Source organism: Cellulomonas sp. URHB0016 (assembly GCF_054057935.1).
In genome coordinates, this window is record NZ_JBSRZU010000001.1 from 4,195,062 (window position 1) to 4,214,870 (window position 19,809).

The 19,809-nt window shown below is 72.9% G+C and carries 16 protein-coding genes; 14 read left to right on the top strand and 2 right to left on the bottom strand.

Annotation, left to right across the window (positions count from 1 at the left end; genetic code table 11):
- The first annotated feature begins 48 nt into the window (after window positions 1-48).
- The 5 genes from ACVW07_RS19275 (at window position 49) to ACVW07_RS19295 (ending at window position 7,185) form a co-directional block, all read left to right on the top strand.
- Window positions 49-1,212, top strand: a complete 1,164-nt coding sequence (locus ACVW07_RS19275) for an ABC transporter substrate-binding protein (RefSeq protein WP_456820807.1) — start codon at window positions 49-51, stop codon at window positions 1,210-1,212.
- Window positions 1,213-1,288: 76 nt separating this feature from the next.
- A complete protein-coding gene (locus ACVW07_RS19280) occupies window positions 1,289-2,605 on the top strand; it encodes an aminotransferase class III-fold pyridoxal phosphate-dependent enzyme (RefSeq protein WP_456820808.1) in 1,317 nt (438 codons plus the stop codon).
- Between the two features lie 36 nt (window positions 2,606-2,641).
- Window positions 2,642-3,406 (top strand): SDR family NAD(P)-dependent oxidoreductase, encoded by a 765-nt coding sequence (locus ACVW07_RS19285; RefSeq protein ID WP_456820809.1) that lies wholly within the window; start codon window positions 2,642-2,644, stop codon window positions 3,404-3,406.
- Window positions 3,407-3,601: 195 nt separating this feature from the next.
- Window positions 3,602-5,374 (top strand): ABC transporter ATP-binding protein, encoded by a 1,773-nt coding sequence (locus tag ACVW07_RS19290; RefSeq protein WP_456821128.1) that lies wholly within the window; start codon window positions 3,602-3,604, stop codon window positions 5,372-5,374.
- Window positions 5,371-7,185, top strand: a complete 1,815-nt coding sequence (locus ACVW07_RS19295; RefSeq protein ID WP_456820810.1) for an ABC transporter ATP-binding protein — start codon at window positions 5,371-5,373, stop codon at window positions 7,183-7,185. Before ACVW07_RS19290 ends, ACVW07_RS19295 begins: the two co-directional genes overlap by 4 nt.
- A gap of 47 nt (window positions 7,186-7,232) precedes the next feature.
- Here the strand turns inward: ACVW07_RS19295 and ACVW07_RS19300 are convergent, their stop codons facing one another.
- Window positions 7,233-7,988: a MerR family transcriptional regulator gene (locus tag ACVW07_RS19300; RefSeq protein ID WP_456820811.1), complete on the bottom strand. Its 756-nt coding sequence runs from the start codon at window positions 7,986-7,988 to the stop codon at window positions 7,233-7,235.
- 57 nt (window positions 7,989-8,045) lie between these two features.
- On the bottom strand, window positions 8,046-8,714 hold the full coding sequence (locus ACVW07_RS19305; protein ID WP_456820812.1) for an HAD hydrolase-like protein: 669 nt from the start codon (window positions 8,712-8,714) through the stop codon (window positions 8,046-8,048).
- A 386-nt stretch (window positions 8,715-9,100) separates the two neighbouring features.
- Here ACVW07_RS19305 and ileS point away from each other — a divergent pair, with 386 nt between their 5' ends.
- The 9 genes from ileS to ndk all read left to right on the top strand — a co-directional run bounded on the left by ileS (window position 9,101) and on the right by ndk (window position 19,784).
- Entirely contained in the window at window positions 9,101-12,367 is a 3,267-nt protein-coding gene (ileS, locus tag ACVW07_RS19310) for an isoleucine--tRNA ligase (protein ID WP_456820813.1), read from the top strand.
- Complete coding sequence (locus ACVW07_RS19315; protein ID WP_456820814.1) at window positions 12,364-13,749, top strand: bifunctional folylpolyglutamate synthase/dihydrofolate synthase; 1,386 nt, start codon at window positions 12,364-12,366, stop codon at window positions 13,747-13,749. Before ileS ends, ACVW07_RS19315 begins: the two co-directional genes overlap by 4 nt.
- Before the next feature lie 148 nt (window positions 13,750-13,897).
- Window positions 13,898-14,893, top strand: a complete 996-nt coding sequence (dhaK, locus tag ACVW07_RS19320) for a dihydroxyacetone kinase subunit DhaK (protein ID WP_456820815.1) — start codon at window positions 13,898-13,900, stop codon at window positions 14,891-14,893.
- A gap of 37 nt (window positions 14,894-14,930) precedes the next feature.
- On the top strand, window positions 14,931-15,563 hold the full coding sequence (dhaL, locus tag ACVW07_RS19325; RefSeq protein WP_456820816.1) for a dihydroxyacetone kinase subunit DhaL: 633 nt from the start codon (window positions 14,931-14,933) through the stop codon (window positions 15,561-15,563).
- Window positions 15,560-16,270 (top strand): dihydroxyacetone kinase phosphoryl donor subunit DhaM, encoded by a 711-nt coding sequence (gene dhaM, locus ACVW07_RS19330; RefSeq protein WP_456820817.1) that lies wholly within the window; start codon window positions 15,560-15,562, stop codon window positions 16,268-16,270. The genes dhaL and dhaM overlap by 4 nt, the downstream gene beginning before the upstream one ends.
- A gap of 102 nt (window positions 16,271-16,372) precedes the next feature.
- Complete coding sequence (locus ACVW07_RS19335; RefSeq protein ID WP_456820818.1) at window positions 16,373-17,041, top strand: TetR/AcrR family transcriptional regulator; 669 nt, start codon at window positions 16,373-16,375, stop codon at window positions 17,039-17,041.
- A 57-nt stretch (window positions 17,042-17,098) separates the two neighbouring features.
- Window positions 17,099-18,904 (top strand): MDR family MFS transporter, encoded by a 1,806-nt coding sequence (locus tag ACVW07_RS19340; RefSeq protein ID WP_456820819.1) that lies wholly within the window; start codon window positions 17,099-17,101, stop codon window positions 18,902-18,904.
- Window positions 18,905-18,913: 9 nt separating this feature from the next.
- Window positions 18,914-19,297: a DUF4233 domain-containing protein gene (locus ACVW07_RS19345; RefSeq protein WP_456820820.1), complete on the top strand. Its 384-nt coding sequence runs from the start codon at window positions 18,914-18,916 to the stop codon at window positions 19,295-19,297.
- Window positions 19,298-19,349: 52 nt separating this feature from the next.
- The gene (gene ndk, locus ACVW07_RS19350) at window positions 19,350-19,784 is read left to right on the top strand and encodes a nucleoside-diphosphate kinase (protein WP_456820821.1); all 435 of its coding nucleotides are present in this window, start codon (window positions 19,350-19,352) and stop codon (window positions 19,782-19,784) included.
- The last annotated feature ends 25 nt before the right edge of the window (window positions 19,785-19,809 follow it).

Here is a 19,809-nt window from a genome sequence, read left to right on the forward strand (position 1 = left end):
GACGGACGCACCAGCACGGCCCGGCAGCATCCGACGAAGGGAACACCGATGAGACTCACCAGACGCACCGCGTGGGCAACGGCCGCGATCGGCGCCGCCACGGCTCTCCTCCTGACCGCCTGCGGCGGTTCGGAGGACGCGGCGGACGCACCGTCCGGCTCCGGCTCTGCCGGGGACGGGCCGACGAAGGTCAAGCTCCAGCTCCAGTGGTTCACGCAGGCGCAGTTCGCCGGCTACTACGCGGCCCTCGACCAGGGCTACTACGAGGACGAGGGCCTCGACGTCGAGATCGTCGAGGGCGGCGTCGACATCGTGCCGCAGTCCGTGCTCGCCGACGGCTCGGTCGACTACGCGATCGCGTGGGTCCCGAAGGCCCTGGCGTCGCGTGAGCAGGGCGCGGGGATCACCGACGTCGCGCAGATCTTCCAGCGTTCCGGGACCCTCCAGGTGTCCTTCAAGGACAAGGGCATCACCTCGGCCGCGGACCTCGCCGGCACGAAGGTGGGCAACTGGGGCTTCGGCAACGAGTTCGAGCTCTTCGCGGGCATGACGAAGGCTGGTCTCGACCCGGCCACCGACGTGACGCTCGTGCAGCAGCAGTTCGACATGAACGCCCTGCTGTCCGGGGAGATCGACGCCGCCCAGGCCATGACGTACAACGAGTACGCGCAGGTCCTGGAGGCGACGGACCCCGCGACGGGCGCGCTGTACACGCCGGACGACTTCTCCGTCGTCGACTGGAACGACGAGGGCACCGCGATGCTCCAGGACGCCATCTGGGCGAACACCGAGCGCCTCACGGACGACGCGGACTACCAGGACACGACCGTGAAGTTCCTCAAGGCCAGCCTCAAGGGCTGGGTCTACGCGCGCGACAACCCGGAGAAGGCCCGGGACGTCGTCGTGGCGGCGGGCTCGCAGCTCGGCGCCAGCCACCAGCTCTGGCAGGTCAACGAGGTCAACAAGCTGGTCTGGCCCTCGGCGGACGGGATCGGCACGGTCGACGCGGACCTGTGGAAGCAGACGGTCGACGTCGCGCTCCACACCAAGAACGACCAGGGCGCGACCGTCATCACGGCCGAGCCCGACGACGACGCGTACACCAACGAGTACGTCGAGAAGGCGCTCGCCGAGCTGGAGGACGAGGGCGTCGACGTACGCGGTGCCGGCTTCGCGCCGCTCGACGTGACGCTGGAGGCCGGCGGGAGATGACGCCCGGGCGGGGCGCGGCACAGCTCGCGCCCCGCCCACCGGCCCCTCCCGTCCGCGACTCACCCGAGGAGACGAGATGACGACCGCCCCCGACGACGACCACGCCCTCGCCCTCGACCGCGCGCACGTGTTCCACTCCTGGTCCGCCCAGGCGCACGTGTCCCCGTTCGTCCTGGCAGGCGGCCTGGGGTCGCACGTCTGGGACCACGCGGGGCGTCGCTACCTCGACTTCTCCAGCCAGCTCGTCAACACCAACATCGGCCACCAGCACCCGCGGGTGGTCGCGGCGATCCGGGACCAGGCGGCGAGGCTCACCACGGTCTCCCCCTCGACCGCGCACCTGGTCCGGGGGCAGGCGGCCGAACGGGTCCTGCGCCGCATGCCGGACGGCTTCTCGCACGTCTTCTTCACCAACGGCGGGGCGGACGCGAACGAGAACGCGATCCGGATGGCACGCCTGCACACCGGCCGCGACAAGGTCGTCTCCCACTACCGCTCGTACCACGGCAACACGGGTGCGGCGGTGGTGGCGACCGGTGACTGGCGACGGGTGCCCAACGAGTACGCGCGGGGGCACGTGCACGTGTTCGGGCCGTACCAGTACCGCTCGGAGTTCTGGGCGACGACCCCGCACGAGGAGTGTGAGCGCGCGCTGCACCACCTGGAGCGCGTGATCCAGTCGGAAGGGCCGGAGTCGGTCGCGGCGATCCTGCTGGAGACCGTCCCCGGCACGGCGGGGGTGCTCGTGCCACCACCCGGGTACCTGGCCGGCGTCCGGAGCATCGCGGACCGGTACGGCATCGTGCTCGTCCTCGACGAGGTCATGGCGGGCTTCGGCCGCACCGGCCACTGGTTCGCGTTCGACGCCTTCGACGTGGTCCCGGACCTCGTGACCTTCGCGAAGGGCGTCAACTCGGGTTACGTGCCCGTCGGTGGCGTCGTCGTCAGCGAGGCGATCGCCAGAACGTTCGAGGACCGGGTGTACCCGGGCGGGCTGACGTACTCGGGGCACCCGCTCGCGATGGCGTCGATCGTCGCCGCGCAGGACGCCATGGCCGACGAGGGGATCGTGGAGCACGCGGCGTCGATCGGCCGTGACGTCCTCGGCCCCGGGCTCGCCTCGCTCGCGGACGCGAGCCCGCTGGTGGGTGAGGTGCGTGGTCTCGGGGTGTTCTGGGCCGTCGAGCTCGTGCTCGACCGCGCGACCCGCGAGCCCGTCGGCGGGGACGTCATGGCGCGCGTGCGGGCCGGTGCCCTGGCGCGCGGGCTGCTGCCGTTCGTCGCGGACAACCGCGTCCACGTGGTGCCGCCCTGCGTGGTCACCGCGGACGAGGCGGCGACCGGCCTCGACCTGCTCGCTGGCGTGCTCGACGACGTCGCGCGCACACTCTGACCGTCGTCCCCACCGAGGAGCACCGTGGAGCCCCTGATGAGCACAGCGCAGTCCCGTCCCCGTCGCGCCGTCGTCACCGGCGCGTCGTCCGGCATCGGCGCGGCCACCGTGCGCCGCCTGCGCGCCGACGGGTGGGACGTCGTCGCGACCGCCCGCCGGGCCGACCGGCTGCAGGCGCTCGCCGAGCAGACCGGCGCGGAGGCCGTGGTCGCCGACGTCACGGTGGACGCGGACGTCGCGCGGCTCGCCGCCTACGTGGAGGAGACGGGCGGCCTGGACTCGCTGGTCAACAACGCGGGCGGCGCGCTCGGGCTCGAGCCGGTCGAGGCGACGGACGTCGGCCAGTGGCGCGACATGTACGAGCTCAACGTCCTCGGCACCCTGCGCGTCACGCAGGCGCTGCTGCCGCAGCTGCGGGCCCGCGGGGGTGGTGACGTGGTGGTCGTGACCTCCACCGCCGCGCACGGCGCGTACGAGGGCGGCGCCGGGTACACCGGCGTGAAGTCCGCCGAGCTGATGCTGGCGACGACCCTGCGCTGGGAGATCGTCGGCGAGCCGATCCGGGTGATCGAGGTCGCGCCGGGGACGGTGGCGACCGAGGAGTTCTCGCTCGTGAGGTTCGGCGGGGACGCGGTGCGGGCCGCCGCCGTGTACGAGGGCTACCAGCCGCTCGTCGCCGACGACGTCGCCGACGCGATCGTCTGGACGCTGACCCGGCCCGCGCACGTCAACATCGACTCGCTCGTCGTGCGGCCGCGCGCCCAGGCGCACAACACCAAGACGGCGCGCACGGGCGTCTGAGGTCGCATCGCGGACGGGCGGGCGCCGTCCCAGATCATTACGTAGGGTAAAGGTGTGCCTCCAGCGTCGCCCGCACGCCCCACCCTGCCCGAGCCACGGCCCGCGCCCGCGCTCATCGCCCGCCGCGACGGTGAGTCGACCACGCGCGTCCTGCTCCGCCTCGTCGCGTGGGCGCGGCCCGCCGTCCCGCGTGTCATGGTCGGCGGGGTCACCGCCCTCGGCGCGAGCCTGCTCGCGCTGACCGTGCCGCAGGTCCTGCGTGCGCTGGTCAACGGTCCGCTGCTCACCGACGGCTCGCCTCGAGCCGTCGTCGTCGGCGCGCTCGTGGTCCTCGCGCTCGGCGTCCTCGAGGCCTTCTTCGTCTGGTGCCGCCGAGCGCTCATCGCCACCCCGGGCACCACCGTGGAGCGGGAGATGCGGACGTCCCTGTTCCGCCACCTGCTCGACCTGCCCGTCGAGTTCCACGACCGCTGGTCCGGCGGCCAGCTGCTCTCCCGGGCGATGGGAGACCTCGGCACCATCCGCCGGTGGACGGTGTTCGGGCTGGTGATGCTCGTGGTCAGTGCCGTCACCGTGGTCGTCGGGTCGGTGCTGATGTTCCTGACCAGCTGGCAGCTCGGGCTCGTGTACGTCGCCGGCGCGGTGCCGATGGTGTGGCTCGGGTTCCGGTTCCGGGAGGACTACAAGGTCGTCGCCCGCCGCGCCCGCGAGCAGACGGGCGACCTCGCGACGGCCGTCGAGGAGTCCGTGCACGGGATCCGCGTGCTCAAGGCGTTCGGACGGGGCGAGGACGCGCTGGACGACTTCTCCCGGCAGGCGACCGAGCTGCGGGAGACCGAGGTGCACAAGGCGCGCACGCTGTCGCGCGTCTCGTTCGCGCTGGGAGCGATCCCCGAGGCGGTCCTCGCGGTGTCGCTCGCCGTCGGGGTCACGCTCGCGGCGCGAGGGGACCTCAGCGTCGGTGCGCTCGTCGCGTTCTTCGCGACCGCGGCGGTGGTGAACACCCCGGTCGAGCGACTCGGCCAGCTGCTCGCGATGACGTTCGACGCCAAGGCCGCGACCGACCGGTTCCTGCAGGTGATGGACACGGCGTCCGCGGTGCGCGACCCGGCCGCGCCCGAGACGCTGCCCGCCGCGAACCCCGCCGGGTCGCGCGTGGAGCTCGTCGGTGTGCGGTTCAGGCACCCGGCCGTCCTGGGCGGCCGGCCCCTCCCGGAGGAGGGCCGCGAGGACGACGTGCTCGCGGGCGTCGACCTGGTGCTCGAGCCGGGGGAGACGATGGCACTCGTCGGGCTCACGGGCAGCGGGAAGACCACCCTGCTCCAGCTCGTGCCCCGGCTCTACGACGTGACCGACGGTGCGGTCCGGATCGACGGCGTGGACGTGCGCGACCTGACGCGGGCCGACCTGCGGCGGGCGGTGGCCGTCGCCTTCGAGGACCCGATCCTGTTCTCCGCGTCGGTCCGCGAGAACGTGCTGATGGGCGTCGACGACCCGGACGACCCCGCCGCGGTCGTCGAGCAGGCGCTCCAGGTCGCGAGCGCCGACTTCGTCCACCGGCTGCCCGCCGGCCTCGACACGGTGATCGGCGAGGAGGGACTGAGCCTGTCCGGCGGCCAGCGGCAACGCGTCGCGCTCGCCCGCGCGATCGCCGTGCGGCCGCGCGTGCTGCTGCTCGACGACCCGCTGTCCGCGCTCGACGTCACCACGGAGGCGGCCGTGACGGCCCGGCTGCGCGAGGTGCTCACCGGCACCACGACGCTCGTCGTCGCCCACCGCCCGTCCACCGTCGCGCTCGCCGACCGGGTCGCGGTGCTGGAGGACGGCCGCATCACGGGCGTCGGCAGGCACAGCGACCTGCTGGCGGAGCACCCGCACTACCGGTTCGTGCTGACCGCCATGCGGAGCGCACAGGAGGACGCGGCGCAGCTCGAGCTCGACCGGTTCGACGCGGAGGTGAGCCGGTGAGCGCCACGACCGAGGAGCCCGTCGAGACGGCAGACGTTCCCCGGGAGGAGTCCCGCCGGACCCGACGGCGATCGCTGGCCCTGCTCGGCTCCCTGCTGCGGCCGTTGTCCGTGCAGACCTGGTGGATCGTGGCACTCGTCGTCGGCGCGCAGCTCGCGGCCGTGGCGGGGCCGGCCTTCGTCGCGTACGGCATCGACCACGCGCTGCCCGCGCTCACCGACGGGGACGCCGGACCGATCGCCCTGGTGTCGGGCGCCTACCTCGTCACCGCCCTGCTCGGCGGCCTCCTCACCGCGGCGTCCGTGCGGGCGACGGCCCGGGTGAGCCAGACGGTCCTGCTGGAGCTCCGGCGCCGGGTGTTCCGACACACGCAGCGGCTGAGCCTCGAGTTCCACGAGCAGTACACGTCGGGCCGCATCATCAGCCGGCAGACCTCCGACCTCGACGCCCTGCGCGAGCTGCTCGACGGCGGCGTCACGACCCTCGCCGCAAGCGTGCTCGCGATGGTGCTGACGGCGGTGTCCCTCGCCCTGCTGGACTGGCGCAGCGGGCTCCTCCTGCTCGTCGCGGTGATCCCGGGACTCCTCGTGACGCGTCGGTTCCAGCTCCGCTCACGGGTGCAGTACCGCAGGCAGCGCACCGCCGCCGCCCGGCTCATCGTGCGGTTCGTCGAGACGATGACCGGCATCCGTGCGGTCCAGGCGTTCCGGCGCGAGTCCCAGGTCGCCGCCACGTACGACGACCTCGCCGAGAGCTACCGCGGCATCAACACCGAGGCGATCCGCGCGAACGGCGTGTTCGACACCAGCCTCACGCTCATCGGCAACGTCACGGTCGCCGCCGTGCTGCTGGTCGGCGGCCTGCGCGCGCTCGACGGCGGCCTCGACGTGGGTGTCCTCGTCGCCGCCGTGCTGTACGCGCGGCGGTTCTTCACGCCGCTGTCCCAGATCGGCATGTTCTACAACGCGTTCCAGTCGGCCACCGCGGCACTGGAGAAGCTCGCGGGGCTGCTCGCCGAGGAGCCGTCGGTGCCGGACCCGGTCCGGCCCGTGCGGCTGGACCGGGCACGCGGCGACGTCCGCTTCGACGGGGTCGAGTTCGGCTACGGCTCGGGGCCGACGGTGCTGCCGCGGTTCGACCTGCATCTTTCCGCCGGCCAGGCCGTGGCCCTCGTCGGGGAGACCGGCGCCGGCAAGTCGACCGTCGCGAAGCTGCTCGCCCGGTTCTACGACGTGCGTGAGGGAGCGGTGCTGCTCGACGGCGTCGACGTGCGCGAGCTCGACCCGGTGGACCTGCGCCGTGCGGTCGTGATGGTGACGCAGGAGGCGTACCTGTTCTCCGGGTCCATCCGGGCCAACATCGCCCTGGGCCGCCCGGGCGCGACGGCCCAGGAGGTGGAGGCGGCGGCACGGGCGGTCGGTGTGCACGACCTCGTCGCCGGGATGCCCGACGGGTACGACACCGAGGTCGACAAGCGCGGCGTGCGGCTGTCCGCCGGGCAGCGTCAGCTCGTGTCGTTCGCGCGGGCCTTCCTCGCCGACCCCGCGCTCCTCATCCTCGACGAGGCCACGAGCTCGCTGGACGTCCCGGGCGAGGCCCTCGTGCAGCACGGCATGCAGACCCTGCTGCACGACCGGACCTCGGTGGTGGTGGCGCACCGCCTGTCCACGGTGATGAGCTCCGACCGGGTCCTCGTCGTGGACGGCGGCCGCATCGTCGAGGACGGCTCACCCGACGAGCTGGTGGCCGCCGGCGGCCGGTTCGCCCAGCTCCACGCCGAGTGGCAGCGCTCGCTGCGCCGCACCGGCTGACCGGCGTCCCCGGCCGCCGGCCGCCGCGAGGACGGGCGCCGCCGGTGTCACAGGTGCCGGGCGGCGTACTCGTGCAGCGCGTCGCGCACGAACGTCGCGCCCTCGTCGCCGCCGTAGTGCGAGACGAAGCGAGCGTCGGAGACGTACATGTCGCCCAAGCCCTCGATGTACGCGCGCACGGGCGTGGAGCCGTGCCCGGGCGTACCCGGGATCGACGACAGCCAGGCGACGTGGCGCCGTGCGAGGTCCTGTGCGTGCTCGGAGCCGGGGTCGGTCCCGGCCTCGGCCGCCGCCGTCCACTGGCCGGCGAGCTCCGCGGTCCGCGCCTTCCACGCGGCCCGCTCCTCCACGCTCATGCCCCGCCACCAGGCGTCGGACGCGGCGTAGGTGTCCGGCCCCCAGCGTTCCTCGACCTCCGCCTTGTGCTGCGTGTGGTCGAACCCGTCGAACATGTCCTCGGCCATCAGCCGACCTCCTTCTTCTCGTGCGGTGAGGGTGCGCTCCACGGAGGCGACCTGACGTGCGATCCGCTGCTGCTCGCTGCGCAGCCAGTCGAGGTGGCGGCGCAGCGCGGCCGACTCGTCCTGCTCCCGGTCGAGCACCCGCCCGATCTCGGGCAGGCTCAGCCCGAGCCCGCGCAGCAGCAGGACGCGCTGGAGGCGGACGAGCGAGTGCTCGTCGTACCAGCGGTAGCCGTTGTCGCCGACCCGGCTGGGCTCCAGGAGCCCGATCGCGTCGTAGTGCCGCAGCGTGCGGCTGGTCGTGCCCGTGAGCCGGGCGACCTCCTGGATCGAGGCCTCCATCGCCGTCCCTTCCTCGGTGGTGTGGTACCCACGCTAGGAGTTGACGCAGCGTCAAGGTCAAGCGGTCGTCGAGATCCGTTCCAGCAGGACGAGGACGGCGCCGACGAGGTCGCGCGGATGTTCCGCGACCGCCACCGCGCCCGCGTCCTCCAGCTCGCCGGGTGCCGCGTAGCCCCAGCGCACGCCGAGGCAGTCGACGCCCCAGGCTCGGGCGCCGTGCACGTCGTGCTCGCGGTCACCCACCATGAGTGTCGGCGCCGGCGCGTGACCGTCGAGGGCGTGCCGCACGACGTCCGCCTTGCTGGTCCGCACCCCGCCGAGGGTCGCCCCCGCCAGACCGTCGAGCAGCGGGCGCAGTCCCAGGTGGTCCACCAGCGTGGACGCGTAGGACTCCGGCTTGGAGGTCGCCAGGACGAGCGTCAGCCCGGCGTCACGCAGCGCCTCGAGCGCGTCGGGGATCCCGTCGAACACGGTGGCGCCCAGCATCACCCCGCCGTCGACGTACGTGCGCCGGTACGCCGCGACGGCGTCGTCGACCTGGTCCGCGGGGACGCCGTGCGCGCGGAAGGTGTCGACCAGCGGCGGTCCGACGAACGTCCGCAGCGCGTCCGGCTCCGGCACGGGAAGGCCGAGCTCCGCGTAGGCCGCACGGGCCGAGGCGATGATGGACGGGCCGGAGTCGATGAGGGTGCCGTCGAGGTCGAGGAGGACCAGGCCGTCGTTCATGGCGACGATTGTCGCCGGGCTGCCGCCCGGGCGTCCGGGTCGTCCAGAGCCCCGGTGGGGACGGGTTCGCGGACCGTCAGCGCCGGCGTCGAGGGCGACGGCCGAGGACGCCCGGGTCCCCTCGCGGCCAGGACCCGGGACGGGCGCGTGCGTTACCCTGGGCCGCACAGGCGTCGACCCGGCCATCACCGGTGAGCCTCCGGAAGAACGGGCGTGTCAGCGCCTCAGTAGAACCGGACGGGGCAGGCCCGTGACAGCCGTCGGAGAGTGGTCGACGAACCCCCACGAGCGGGGTGCGCCGGCAAGCGGGGTGGTACCGCGGTGGCCCTGACCAGGGGCGATCGTCCTCGCGGCCGTGAGCGACACATCGACCAGGAGACCGTCCGGTGACCGCCGCCAAGTACCCGCTGCACCGCCCCGACCAGCCCGTCCCCGCGTCCCCGGACCTGCCGAACCTCGAGGCCGACGTCCTGAGGTTCTGGGAGTCCGACGGCACGTTCCAGGCGTCGATCGACCAGCGCGACGCCGGCGAGCACGGCAGCAACGAGTACGTCTTCTACGACGGCCCCCCGTTCGCCAACGGCCTCCCGCACTACGGGCACCTGCTCACGGGGTACGCCAAGGACGTCGTGCCGCGCTATCAGACGATGCGCGGGCACCGCGTCGAGCGGCGGTTCGGCTGGGACACGCACGGTCTGCCCGCCGAGCTCGAGGCCCAACGCGTGCTGGGCATCACGGAGAAGTCGCAGATCGAGGACCTCGGCATCGCGCAGTTCAACCAGGCGTGCCGCGAGTCGGTCCTCAAGTACACGGGGGAGTGGCGCGAGTACGTCACGCGGCAGGCTCGCTGGGTCGACTTCGACCACGACTACAAGACGCTCGACACGACCTTCATGGAGTCGGCGATCTGGGCGTTCAAGCAGCTGTACGACAAGGGCCTCGCCTATGAGGGCTACCGGGTGCTGCCGTACTGCTGGGTCGACGAGACCCCGCTGTCCAACCACGAGCTGCGGATGGACGACGACGTCTACGCGTCCCGGCAGGACCCGGCGCTCACGGTGGGCCTGCGGCTGGAGACCGGCGAGCTCGCGCTGATCTGGACGACGACCCCGTGGACCCTGCCGAGCAACCTGGCCGTCGCGGTCGGGCGCGAGATCGAGTACGTGGTGGTCGAGCCGGCCCCGGACTCGCCGTTCGCGCAGGCGAACCCCGGTGAGCGTGTGGTGCTCGCCGCCGCCCGGCTCGCCTCGTACGCGCGCGAGCTCGGCGAGGCGACGGTCGTGGGGACGGTCCTCGGCGCGGAGCTCGCCGGCCGCCGCTACACCCCGCCGTTCGACTACTTCACGGGGCACGAGAACGCCCACCAGGTGCTGCTCGGCGACTTCGTCACCACCGAGGACGGCTCGGGCATCGTGCACCTGGCCCCCGCGTTCGGCGAGGACGACATGGTGGCCTGCGAGGCCGTCGGCATCGCGCCCGTCGTGCCGGTGGACTCGCGGGGCCGCTTCACCACCGAGGTCGGGGACTACGCCGGCCAGCAGGTGTTCGAGGCGAACAAGGCGATCATCGCGGACCTCAAGAGCGGCACCGGACCCCTCGCCCGGGTGAGCGACGACCGGCGCGCGGCGCTGGTCCGCCACGAGACCTACGAGCACTCCTACCCGCACTGCTGGCGCTGCCGGAACCCGCTCATCTACAAGGCCGTGTCGTCGTGGTTCGTGCGCGTCACCGCGTTCCGGGATCGCATGGTGGAGCTCAACCAGGAGATCACCTGGACGCCCGAGCACATCCGGGACGGCCAGTTCGGCAAGTGGCTGTCGAACGCGCGCGACTGGTCGATCAGCCGCAATCGCTACTGGGGCACGCCGATCCCGGTGTGGGTGTCGGACGACCCCCGCTTCCCGCGCGTCGACGTGTACGGCTCGCTGGCCGAGCTCGAGGCGGACTTCGGGCGGCTCCCGACGAACGAGTCCGGCGAGCCGGACCTGCACCGCCCGTTCATCGACGACCTCACGCGCCCCAACCCGGACGACCCGAGCGGCGCGTCGACGATGCGCCGCATCGCGGACGTGTTCGACGTGTGGTTCGACTCCGGGTCGATGCCGTTCGCCCAGGTGCACTACCCGTTCGAGAACGCGGACTGGTTCGAGCACCACTACCCGGGCGACTTCATCGTCGAGTACATCGGGCAGACCCGCGGCTGGTTCTACACGCTGCACGTGCTGGCCACGGCCATCTTCGACCGGCCGGCGTTCCGGAACGTGCTGTGCCACGGGATCGTGCTCGGCGACGACGGCCGCAAGGCCAGCAAGTCGCTGCGCAACTTCCCGGACCCGGCGCAGATGTGGGACGTGTACGGGTCGGACGCGGTGCGCTGGTCGCTCATGTCCTCGTCGATCCTGCGCGGCGGCAACCTCGTCGTCACCGAGGAGGGGATCCGCGACGGCGTGCGGCAGGTGCTGCTGCCGCTGTGGAGCACGTACTACTTCTTCACGTTGTACGCGGGCGCTGCCGCCGGGGGAGCCGGGTACGTCGCGAAACCCGTCGACCCCGCTCGCGCGGGCACCCTGCCGCCGATGGACCGCTACGTGCTGGCCCGCACGCGCGACCTCGTGGTGACCGTGACGGAGCACCTCGACGCGTACGACATCGCCGCCGCGTGCGAGGCGGTGCGCGAGCATCTCGACGTGCTGACGAACTGGTACGTCCGCACGCAGCGGGACCGGTTCTGGGCGGAGGACGCCGACGCGTTCGACACCCTGTGGACGGGGCTCGAGCAGCTCACCCGCGTGATGGCACCGCTCGCGCCGCTCGTCACGGAGGAGGTGTGGCGCGGCCTGACCGGTGGCCGCAGCGTGCACCTCACGGACTGGCCGTCACCCGAGTCCGTGGTGCGCGACGAGGCTCTCGTCACCGCGATGGACGAGGTCCGGGCGGTCGTGTCCACCGCGCTCGGCCTGCGCAAGGCCGCAGGGGTCCGGGTGCGGCAGCCGCTGCGCACGCTGACCGTCGCCGTGGACCACCCGTCCGCCCTCGAGCCGTACCTCGGCCTGCTCGTCGGCGAGCTCAACGTGAAGGCCGTCGACCTGGTGCGCGCCGACACCGGTGCGGCGGAGCGCTTCGGCATCACGCAGCGGCTCGCGGTGAACGCCCGTGCGGCCGGTCCGCGGCTCGGTCGCGGTGTCCAGGCGGTCATCAAGGGCGCGAGGACCGGCACGTGGCGCACGGATGCGCAGGGGGGCGTCGTGGTGACGATCGAGGACGGCACCGACGTCCCGCTCGAGCCCGCCGAGTACGAGCTGACGACGGTCGTGGCGACGGCCGACAACGGGTCGGAGCCGGCCGCGGCGGCGGCCGTCCTCGCCGGCGGCGGGTTCGTGGTCCTCGACCTCACCCTCGACGACGACCTGCGCGCCGAGGGGTACGCCCGCGACGTCGTCCGAGCCGTCCAGGACGCCCGCAAGGCCGCCGGCCTCCAGGTCGGCGACCGCATCGTCCTGACCCTCGACGTCCCCGCCGAGCACCTGGCGGCCGTCGAGGCGCACCGGGACGTCATCGGCCGCGAGACCCTCGCGGTGTCCATCGAGGTGGCGACCGCCGGGGCCCTGCGGGTCGGCGTGGCGGGCGTCGAGGCAGGCGGGTACGAGGCATGAGCACGCACGACGGAGGCGCCGAGCACGTGCGCACGCAGCAGGCCCGTGCGGCGCGCGAGGCGGCCGACGAGGTCTACCGGGCGATCCTGCGCCGGGCACCGGAGCACGAGATCGACCCGTCGTTCGCCCGGACCCTGGCGGTGTGCGAGCTCCTGGGCGACCCCCAGAAGGCGTACCGGGTGGTGCACATCACCGGCACGAACGGCAAGACGTCGACGGCCCGCATGGTCGAACGGCTGGTCCGTGAGCACGGCCTGCGGACGGGACGGTTCACCAGCCCGCACCTCAGCCGTGTCAACGAGCGGATCGTGATCGACGGCGAGCCGATCAGCGACGAGCGCTTCGTCGAGGTGTGGCAGGACGTCGCGCCGTACGTCCAGCTCGTGGACCAGCGCTCGGCGGAGCGTGGCGAGCCGCAGCTGTCCTTCTTCGAGGTGTTCACGGTGATGGCGTTCGCGGCGTTCGCCGACGCGCCCGTCGAGGTCGCCGTCATCGAGGTCGGCATGGGCGGTGCGTGGGACTCCACCAACGTGGCCGACGGCGAGGTCGCGATCATCACCCCGATCGCCATGGACCACGAGCGGTATCTCGGTGACACGCTCCTCGACATCGCGTCGGTGAAGGCCGGCATCGTGAAGGACGGGTCGACGCTCGTGCTGGCGACGCAGGACGAGGACGTGGAGGGTGTCGTGCTCGCCGCGGCTGCCGAACGCGGTGCCCGCGTGGTCCGGGAGGGCGTCGAGATCGCGGTCGTCGAGCGGCAGGTCGGGATCGGCGGCCAGCTCCTGACCCTGCGGGGGCTCGGCGGCGTGTACGCGGACATCTTCCTGCCGCTGCACGGCGAGTTCCAGGCGCACAACGCGCTGCTCGCGCTGACGGCCACGGAGGCGCTGCTCACGGGTGGCGCGGCACTGGACGGCGGGGTCGTCGAGGCGGCTTTCGGGGACGCGTCGTCACCGGGCCGGCTCGAGATCGTGCGGACGAGCCCGACGGTGATCGTCGACGGGGCACACAACCCGGCGGGCGCGACTGCGCTCGTGGCCTCGCTCGAGGAGGCGTTCGCCTTCCAGAACGTGGTCGGGGTCGTCGGCATGATGGCCGACAAGGACCTCGAGGGCATCCTGTCGGTGCTCGAGCCGGTCCTGTCCGAGATCGTGGTGACCCGGGCGTCGTCGGGGCGCGCCGTCGACCTCGAGGACCTGGCCGAGGTGGCGCGCGACGTGTTCGGCGAGGACAGGGTCCACGTGGTCGAGCGACTCGACGAGGCGGTCGACCTGGCGGCCGCCCGTGCGGAGCGGGACGTCGAGCGCGGTGCGGCGGTGCTCGTGACGGGCTCGATCGTGCTGGTGGCCGAGGCGAGGACGCTGCTCGGACGGCCCTGACGGCTCCCGAGCGCACCTGCACGAACGTGCAGGCCTCGCGCACGCCCTCCCCTTGACGCCCCTGTGGCCCCCCGTGAGGGTGAGGTACGTCGGGGCGACGTCGTCGTCCCGACGGCTTCGCAGGGGAGCCCGGAGAGAGGGAACCAGCGTGAAGAAGCTCATCAACGACCCGCAGCACGTCGTCGCCGAGTCCCTCGAGGGCTTCGCGGCGGCGCACGCCGACCTGGTGACGGTCCGCACGGACCCGCCGTTCGTCGCGCGGGCCGGTGGCACGACGGCGGGCAAGGTCGGGCTCGTCAGCGGCGGCGGCAGCGGTCACGAGCCGCTCCACGGCGGGTTCGTGGGTGTCGGCATGCTCGACGCGGCCGTCCCGGGGGCGATGTTCACGTCACCGACGCCGGACCAGATCGCCCCGGCGCTCCAGGCCGCCGACGGCGGGCGGGGCGTCCTCGCCATCGTGAAGAACTACACGGGCGACGTGCTGAACTTCGAGACCGCCGCCGAGCTCGCCGAGGCCGAGGGCGTCACGGTCCGGTCGGTGGTCGTCAACGACGACGTCGCCGTCGAGGACTCGCTCTACACCGCGGGCCGTCGGGGAGTCGCCGGCACGGTCGCGGTCGAGAAGATCGCGGGTGCGGCGGCCGAGCGTGGGGACGACCTCGACACCGTCGTCGCCGTCGCCGAGAAGGTCATCGCGAACGTCCGGTCGATGGGCGTGGCCCTGACCGCCTGCACCGTCCCGCACGCCGGCAGGCCGAGCTTCGACCTGCCCGAGGACGAGCTGGAGATCGGCATCGGCATCCACGGTGAACCGGGCCGTCGTCGCATCCCGCTCGCCGGCGCCGACGAGATCACGGAGATGCTGCTCACCCCGGTCGCGGACGACCTGGGGCTGTCCGGCGGCGAGCGTGTGCTGCTGTTCGTCAACGGCATGGGCGGCACGCCTGCCTCGGAGCTGTACGTCGTCTATCGTCGGGCACGCGCGTTGCTCTCCGAGCGCGGGGTCGAGGTCACCCGCTCGCTGGTCGGCAACTACGTGACATCACTGGAGATGCAGGGCGCGTCGGTCACCGTGCTTCGGCTGGACGACGAGCTGACGGCCCTGTGGGACGCGCCCGTGCACACGACCGCCCTCCGTTGGTGACGACGGGGCCGGTCGACGACGGGCGAGGGAGCGTGGCATGACGCTGGACGTGGCGTGGGCGGTCGACTGGGTCCGGCGTTCCGCGCAGGCGGTCGCCGAGCACCGGGACGAGCTCGTGGAGCTCGACCGGCAGATCGGCGACGGCGACCACGGCGAGAACCTCAACCGCGGGTTCACGGCGGTCGTGGCCAAGCTCGACGCGCTCGAGGAGCCGCCGGCGGAGATCGGTGACGTCCTCAAGCTGGTCGCGACGACCTTGATGTCCACCGTGGGCGGTGCGGCGGGGCCGCTGTACGGCACGGCGTTCCTCCGGGCGGCGAGAGCCACGGCCGTGCCCGAGCTCGACACGGACGGCGTGGTCGCCCTGCTCGAGGCTGCGCTCGAAGGCATCGTGGTGCGCGGCAAGGCGCACGCCGGTGAGAAGACCATGGTCGACGCATGGGCACCGGCGTCCGAGGCGGCCGCCGTGGCCTCGGGCGAGGGCGCGTCGCCCGCACAGGCCCTGGCGGCGGCGGCGCGGGCGGCGGCCGACGGTGCACGGGCGACGATCCCGCTGGTGGCCACCAAGGGCCGGGCCAGCTATCTGGGGGAGCGTTCCGCGGGCCACCTCGACCCGGGCGCCCGCTCGACGGAGCTCATCCTGCAGGCCGCGGCACGGGCGGCCGCGTGAGCGAGCGCGATCCCGCCCCTGTCGCACTCGTGCTCGTGTCGCACTCGCGGGTGCTGGCCGAAGGTGCTGCCGAGCTCGCGGGTCAGATGGCGCCGGGGGTGCTGCTGCTCGCCGCGGGTGGCACCGAGGACGACGGTCTGGGCACGAGCTTCGACGCGGTCGAGGCGGCCGTGCGGCGGGCGGTGGCCGACGGCCGGTCGGCGGTGGTCCTGACGGATCTCGGGTCCGCCGTGCTGACGGCCGAGTCGGTGCTCGACCTGGCGGATCCCGACGTCGCCGCACGGGTGCGGATCGCCGACGCCCCCTTCGTCGAGGGCGCCGTCGCCGCTGCGGTGACGGCGCACGGCGGAGCGGACCTGGACCGGGTGGTCGCCGCCGCGGAGCACGCGGGCACCATGTTCGGCACGGACGGCGTGCGTGAGCCCGCCGGTGAGGGCTCGGACGACGACGGGGTGGTGCGTGGCACCGCGACGCTGCGCAACCCGCTGGGGCTGCACGCGAGGCCGGCGGCGATCGTGGCCCGGATGCTGGCGGCGTACGACGCCAAGGTCCGGGTCAACGGCGCGAACGCCGCGAGCGTGCTCGAGCTCATGAAGCTGGGCGCGACGCAGGGGGCCGAGCTCCGGGTCGAGGCGGAGGGTCCGCAGGCGACCGAGGCATGTGACGCACTGCTGGCTGCCGTCCACGAGGGCTTCGGCGAGGTCTGACACCCGGGCGGGCGCCGAGCCGGCGTGATCCTCTCGTGATGTCCCCGGGTGATCTTGGGCGCATGTCCAGTTTGCACCTCGTGCAAACTTGCACGCGGTGTAATGTTGCACCTCGTGCAGGAGATCCGTGCGTCCGTCGACGCCGCCGACCAGGAGGAGCGCCCCACGCTCACCGAGCTCGGCGGCCCACTCGGCCTGCGCGAACGCAAGAAGCGCGCCCGTCGGGAGGCGCTCATCGACGCCACGCACCGGCTCGTCGAGCGTGACGGCCTGGACGCCGTGACCGTCGAAGACATCTGCGACGCCGCCGGCGTCTCGGTCCGCACCTTCTTCAACTACTTCGACTCCAAGGACGACGCGGTGCTCGGCCACACGCCGTGGCCCCTGCGGACCGAGGCCGCGGACGAGTTCGCGGCCGGCGGCCCGACCGGGCACCTGCTCGCGGACCTCGAGCAGCTCGTCGCCGCCGTCCTCGACGACCCGCCCATGGGCCGTGACCGCCTCGGCCGCGCGCTGGAGCTCGCGAGCCGTGAGCCGCGCCTGCTGGCCAAGCACCTCGCCTGGATGGAGCAGCACAAGGGCCAGCTCGTCGACCTCGTCGAGCGCCGGCTCGGCGACCGGCCCGGCCAGCCGCCGGAGGTCGTCGCCGCGTTCGCGATGTTCCTCACGCATGCCACCTTCATGCGCTGGGACGCCTCCGGTGGTCAGGGCCGGGCGCCCGACCACGTGGCGTCCGTCGTGCGCGAGCTGCGCAGCCTCCTCAGCGACTGACCGGCACCGACCGCACCGACCTCCCCGTACTCGTCCCCCACCACGCAAGGATCCCGCATGGCCACCGCCACCGTCCCGGACACGAGCGCGCCCGACAAGCCGCTCATCGTCCTCACGCCCCGCACCGTCTGGCTGATCTTCGGCGCCCTCATGGCGAGCATGTTCCTGTCGTCGCTCGACCAGTCGATCGTCGGCACCGCGATGCCGACCATCGTCGGCGAGCTCGACGGCGTCGAGCACCAGGGGTGGGTCGTCACCGCCTACATCCTGGCGATCGCGATCGTCATGCCGCTGTACGGCAAGTTCGGCGACCTCTGGGGGCGGCGCTGGCCGTTCCTCGTCGCCGTCGCGCTGTTCATCGTCGGCTCGGCCGTCGCCGGGTTCGCCGGCTCGTTCGGCTGGCTCGTCGCCGGCCGCGGCATCCAGGGCCTCGGCGGTGGCGGCCTCATGATCCTGTCCCAGGCCATCATCGCGGACATCGTCCCCGCGAAGGAGCGGGGCAAGTACATGGGCCCGATGGGCGCCCTGTTCGGCATCGCGGCCGTCGTCGGCCCCCTGCTCGGTGGCCTGTTCACGCAGCACGCCGACTGGCGCTGGTGCTTCTGGCTGAACATCCCCGTCGGCATCGCGGCGTTCGCCGTCGCGTGGTTCGCGCTCAAGCTCCCCAGCCACCGCTCGGGCCGCAAGATCGACGTCCCGGGCATCTTCTTCCTCGTCGTCGGCACGTCCGGGCTCGTGCTCACCACCAGCTGGAGCAGCTGGACCGGTGAGACCGGCTACGACTGGACCAGCCCGGGCCTGCTGACCCTCGTGGGCGGCACCCTCGTGGCGATCGCGGCGTTCATCATGGTCGAGCTGCGTGCGGAGGAGCCGATCCTGCCGCTGCGTCTGTTCCGCAACCCGACGTTCACGATCGCGACGGCCATCGGGCTCATCCTCGGGATGGGCATGTTCTCCGCGCTCGCGTTCCTGCCGACGTTCCTGCAGATGTCGACCGGCGCCGGTGTCACGGAGTCCGGCTTCCTCATGCTGCCGATGATGGTCGGCGTCATGATCACCGCGATCGGGTCGGGCGTGGCGATCACCAGGACCGGCCGCTACAAGGCGTTCCCGGTGGTCGGCCTGGCCGTCACGACGGCCGGCGTCGCGTGGCTGACCCAGATCACCGGCGACATGTCGATGTGGCTCTTCGGGGCCATGATCTTCGTCCTCGGCGCCGGCATGGGCCTCGTCATGCAGACGATCGTGCTCGCGGTGCAGAACTCCGTGGACCCGCACGAGATCGGCACGGCGACCAGCGCGAACAACTTCTTCCGTGAGATCGGCGCGGCCGTCGGCACGGCGCTGTTCAGCACGATGTTCACGTCGCGGCTCGCGGAGCGTCTGGCGGACGTGTTCGCCGGTGCTCCTGCGGGGAGCTCCGGGGAGGCGTCGGGCCTGACGCCCGCGGCCGTCCAGCAGCTGCCCGAGCCGATGCGCAAGGGTGTCGTCGACGCGTTCACCGATGCTCTCGCCCCGGCGTTCTGGTACCTCGTGCCGCTCATCGTGGTCGGCGTGGTCCTGGCGGTCTTCCTGCGGGAGGTCAAGCTCTCCGACGTCGCCGGCATGGTGGCGCGCGGCGAGGCGCTCGCCGCGGACGGCACCGGCGCACCCGGCGCGACCGCCCAGGACCATGTCGTCGTCGACGAGGTCTCCGCGGCGCTGCACGAGGAGCTCGAGGACCACGCCCTCGGCCGTCCGCACGACGCCGCGCACGACGACGGGCTGCTCGTCCCGGTGCCGCACGGAGCCCCGGACGACGACCGCGGCGGCGACCGCGCCGACGACGGCCTCGCGGACGGGGACGTGGCGGCCCGCCGGTAGCCTGGACCGATGAGCTCGACCCCGCCGGCCGTGCGCCGCAAGCGACCCGCGAAGCCGCAGTTCACGCAGGCCATCCTCGTGCTCGAGGCGGTGCTGGTGTTCTTCGCGACGCTCGTCGCGTACGGCCTGCGGGTCGCCGACGTGGCCACCGTCTGGTGGGTCGGCGGGGGGCTGACGATCCTGCTCGTGCTGCTGTCCGGGTTCGTGTCGCGCCCGGGTGGTTACGTCGCCGGCTCGGTGGCCCAGGTGCTGGTGCTGGCCGGCGGCTTCGCCGTGCCGATGATGTTCGTGGTCGGTGTGGTGTTCGTCGTGCTGTGGGTCGTCGCCCTGCGGCTCGGCGGCCGAATCGACCGCGAGCGGGCGGACTTCGACGCGGCCCACCCCGGCGCCTGACGGCCGCCGGACGGTCACGGGACGTTCACGGACCGCCCGTTAGGGTGACGCCATGACTGACGCAACCGCCCCCCAGCGCACCCTCGTCCTCGTCAAGCCCGACGGGGTCCGCCGCGGCCTGGTCGGCCAGATCGTGGCCCGGATCGAGGCCAAGGGCTACTCGCTCGTCGCGGCGGAGCTCCGCGAGGCCGACGAGGCGCTGCTCGCCGAGCACTATGCCGAGCACGCCGGCAAGCCGTTCCTCACGCCGCTCGTCGAGTTCATGCGCTCGGGCCCGGTGCTCGCGCTCGTCGTCGAGGGCCACCGGGTCATCGAGGGCTTCCGCTCGCTCGCGGGCGCGACCGACCCGACCGTCGCGCCGCCCGGCACCATCCGGGGCGACCTGGCGCGCGACTGGGGGCTCAAGGTCCTCCAGAACCTCGTCCACGGCTCGGACGGCGAGGAGTCCGCGGCCCGCGAGATCGCCCTCTGGTTCCCCGCGCTCTGACACGTCCCGACGGCCGCACCGCCGA

What these genes read in the sequence shown, in the direction of transcription:
- ACVW07_RS19275 (WP_456820807.1), top strand. Translation starts at nt 49, where the DNA reads ATGAGACTCACCAGACGCACCGCGTGGGCAACGGCCGCGATCGGCGCC.
- ACVW07_RS19280 (WP_456820808.1), top strand. Translation starts at nt 1,289, where the DNA reads ATGACGACCGCCCCCGACGACGACCACGCCCTCGCCCTCGACCGCGCG.
- ACVW07_RS19285 (WP_456820809.1), top strand. Translation starts at nt 2,642, where the DNA reads ATGAGCACAGCGCAGTCCCGTCCCCGTCGCGCCGTCGTCACCGGCGCG.
- ACVW07_RS19290 (WP_456821128.1), top strand. Translation starts at nt 3,602, where the DNA reads ATGGTCGGCGGGGTCACCGCCCTCGGCGCGAGCCTGCTCGCGCTGACC.
- ACVW07_RS19300 (WP_456820811.1), bottom strand. Translation starts at nt 7,988, where the DNA reads ATGGAGGCCTCGATCCAGGAGGTCGCCCGGCTCACGGGCACGACCAGC.
- ACVW07_RS19305 (WP_456820812.1), bottom strand. Translation starts at nt 8,714, where the DNA reads ATGAACGACGGCCTGGTCCTCCTCGACCTCGACGGCACCCTCATCGAC.
- ACVW07_RS19315 (WP_456820814.1), top strand. Translation starts at nt 12,364, where the DNA reads ATGAGCACGCACGACGGAGGCGCCGAGCACGTGCGCACGCAGCAGGCC.
- dhaL (WP_456820816.1), top strand. Translation starts at nt 14,931, where the DNA reads ATGACGCTGGACGTGGCGTGGGCGGTCGACTGGGTCCGGCGTTCCGCG.
- ACVW07_RS19335 (WP_456820818.1), top strand. Translation starts at nt 16,373, where the DNA reads ATGTTGCACCTCGTGCAGGAGATCCGTGCGTCCGTCGACGCCGCCGAC.
- ACVW07_RS19340 (WP_456820819.1), top strand. Translation starts at nt 17,099, where the DNA reads ATGGCCACCGCCACCGTCCCGGACACGAGCGCGCCCGACAAGCCGCTC.
- ACVW07_RS19345 (WP_456820820.1), top strand. Translation starts at nt 18,914, where the DNA reads ATGAGCTCGACCCCGCCGGCCGTGCGCCGCAAGCGACCCGCGAAGCCG.
- ndk (WP_456820821.1), top strand. Translation starts at nt 19,350, where the DNA reads ATGACTGACGCAACCGCCCCCCAGCGCACCCTCGTCCTCGTCAAGCCC.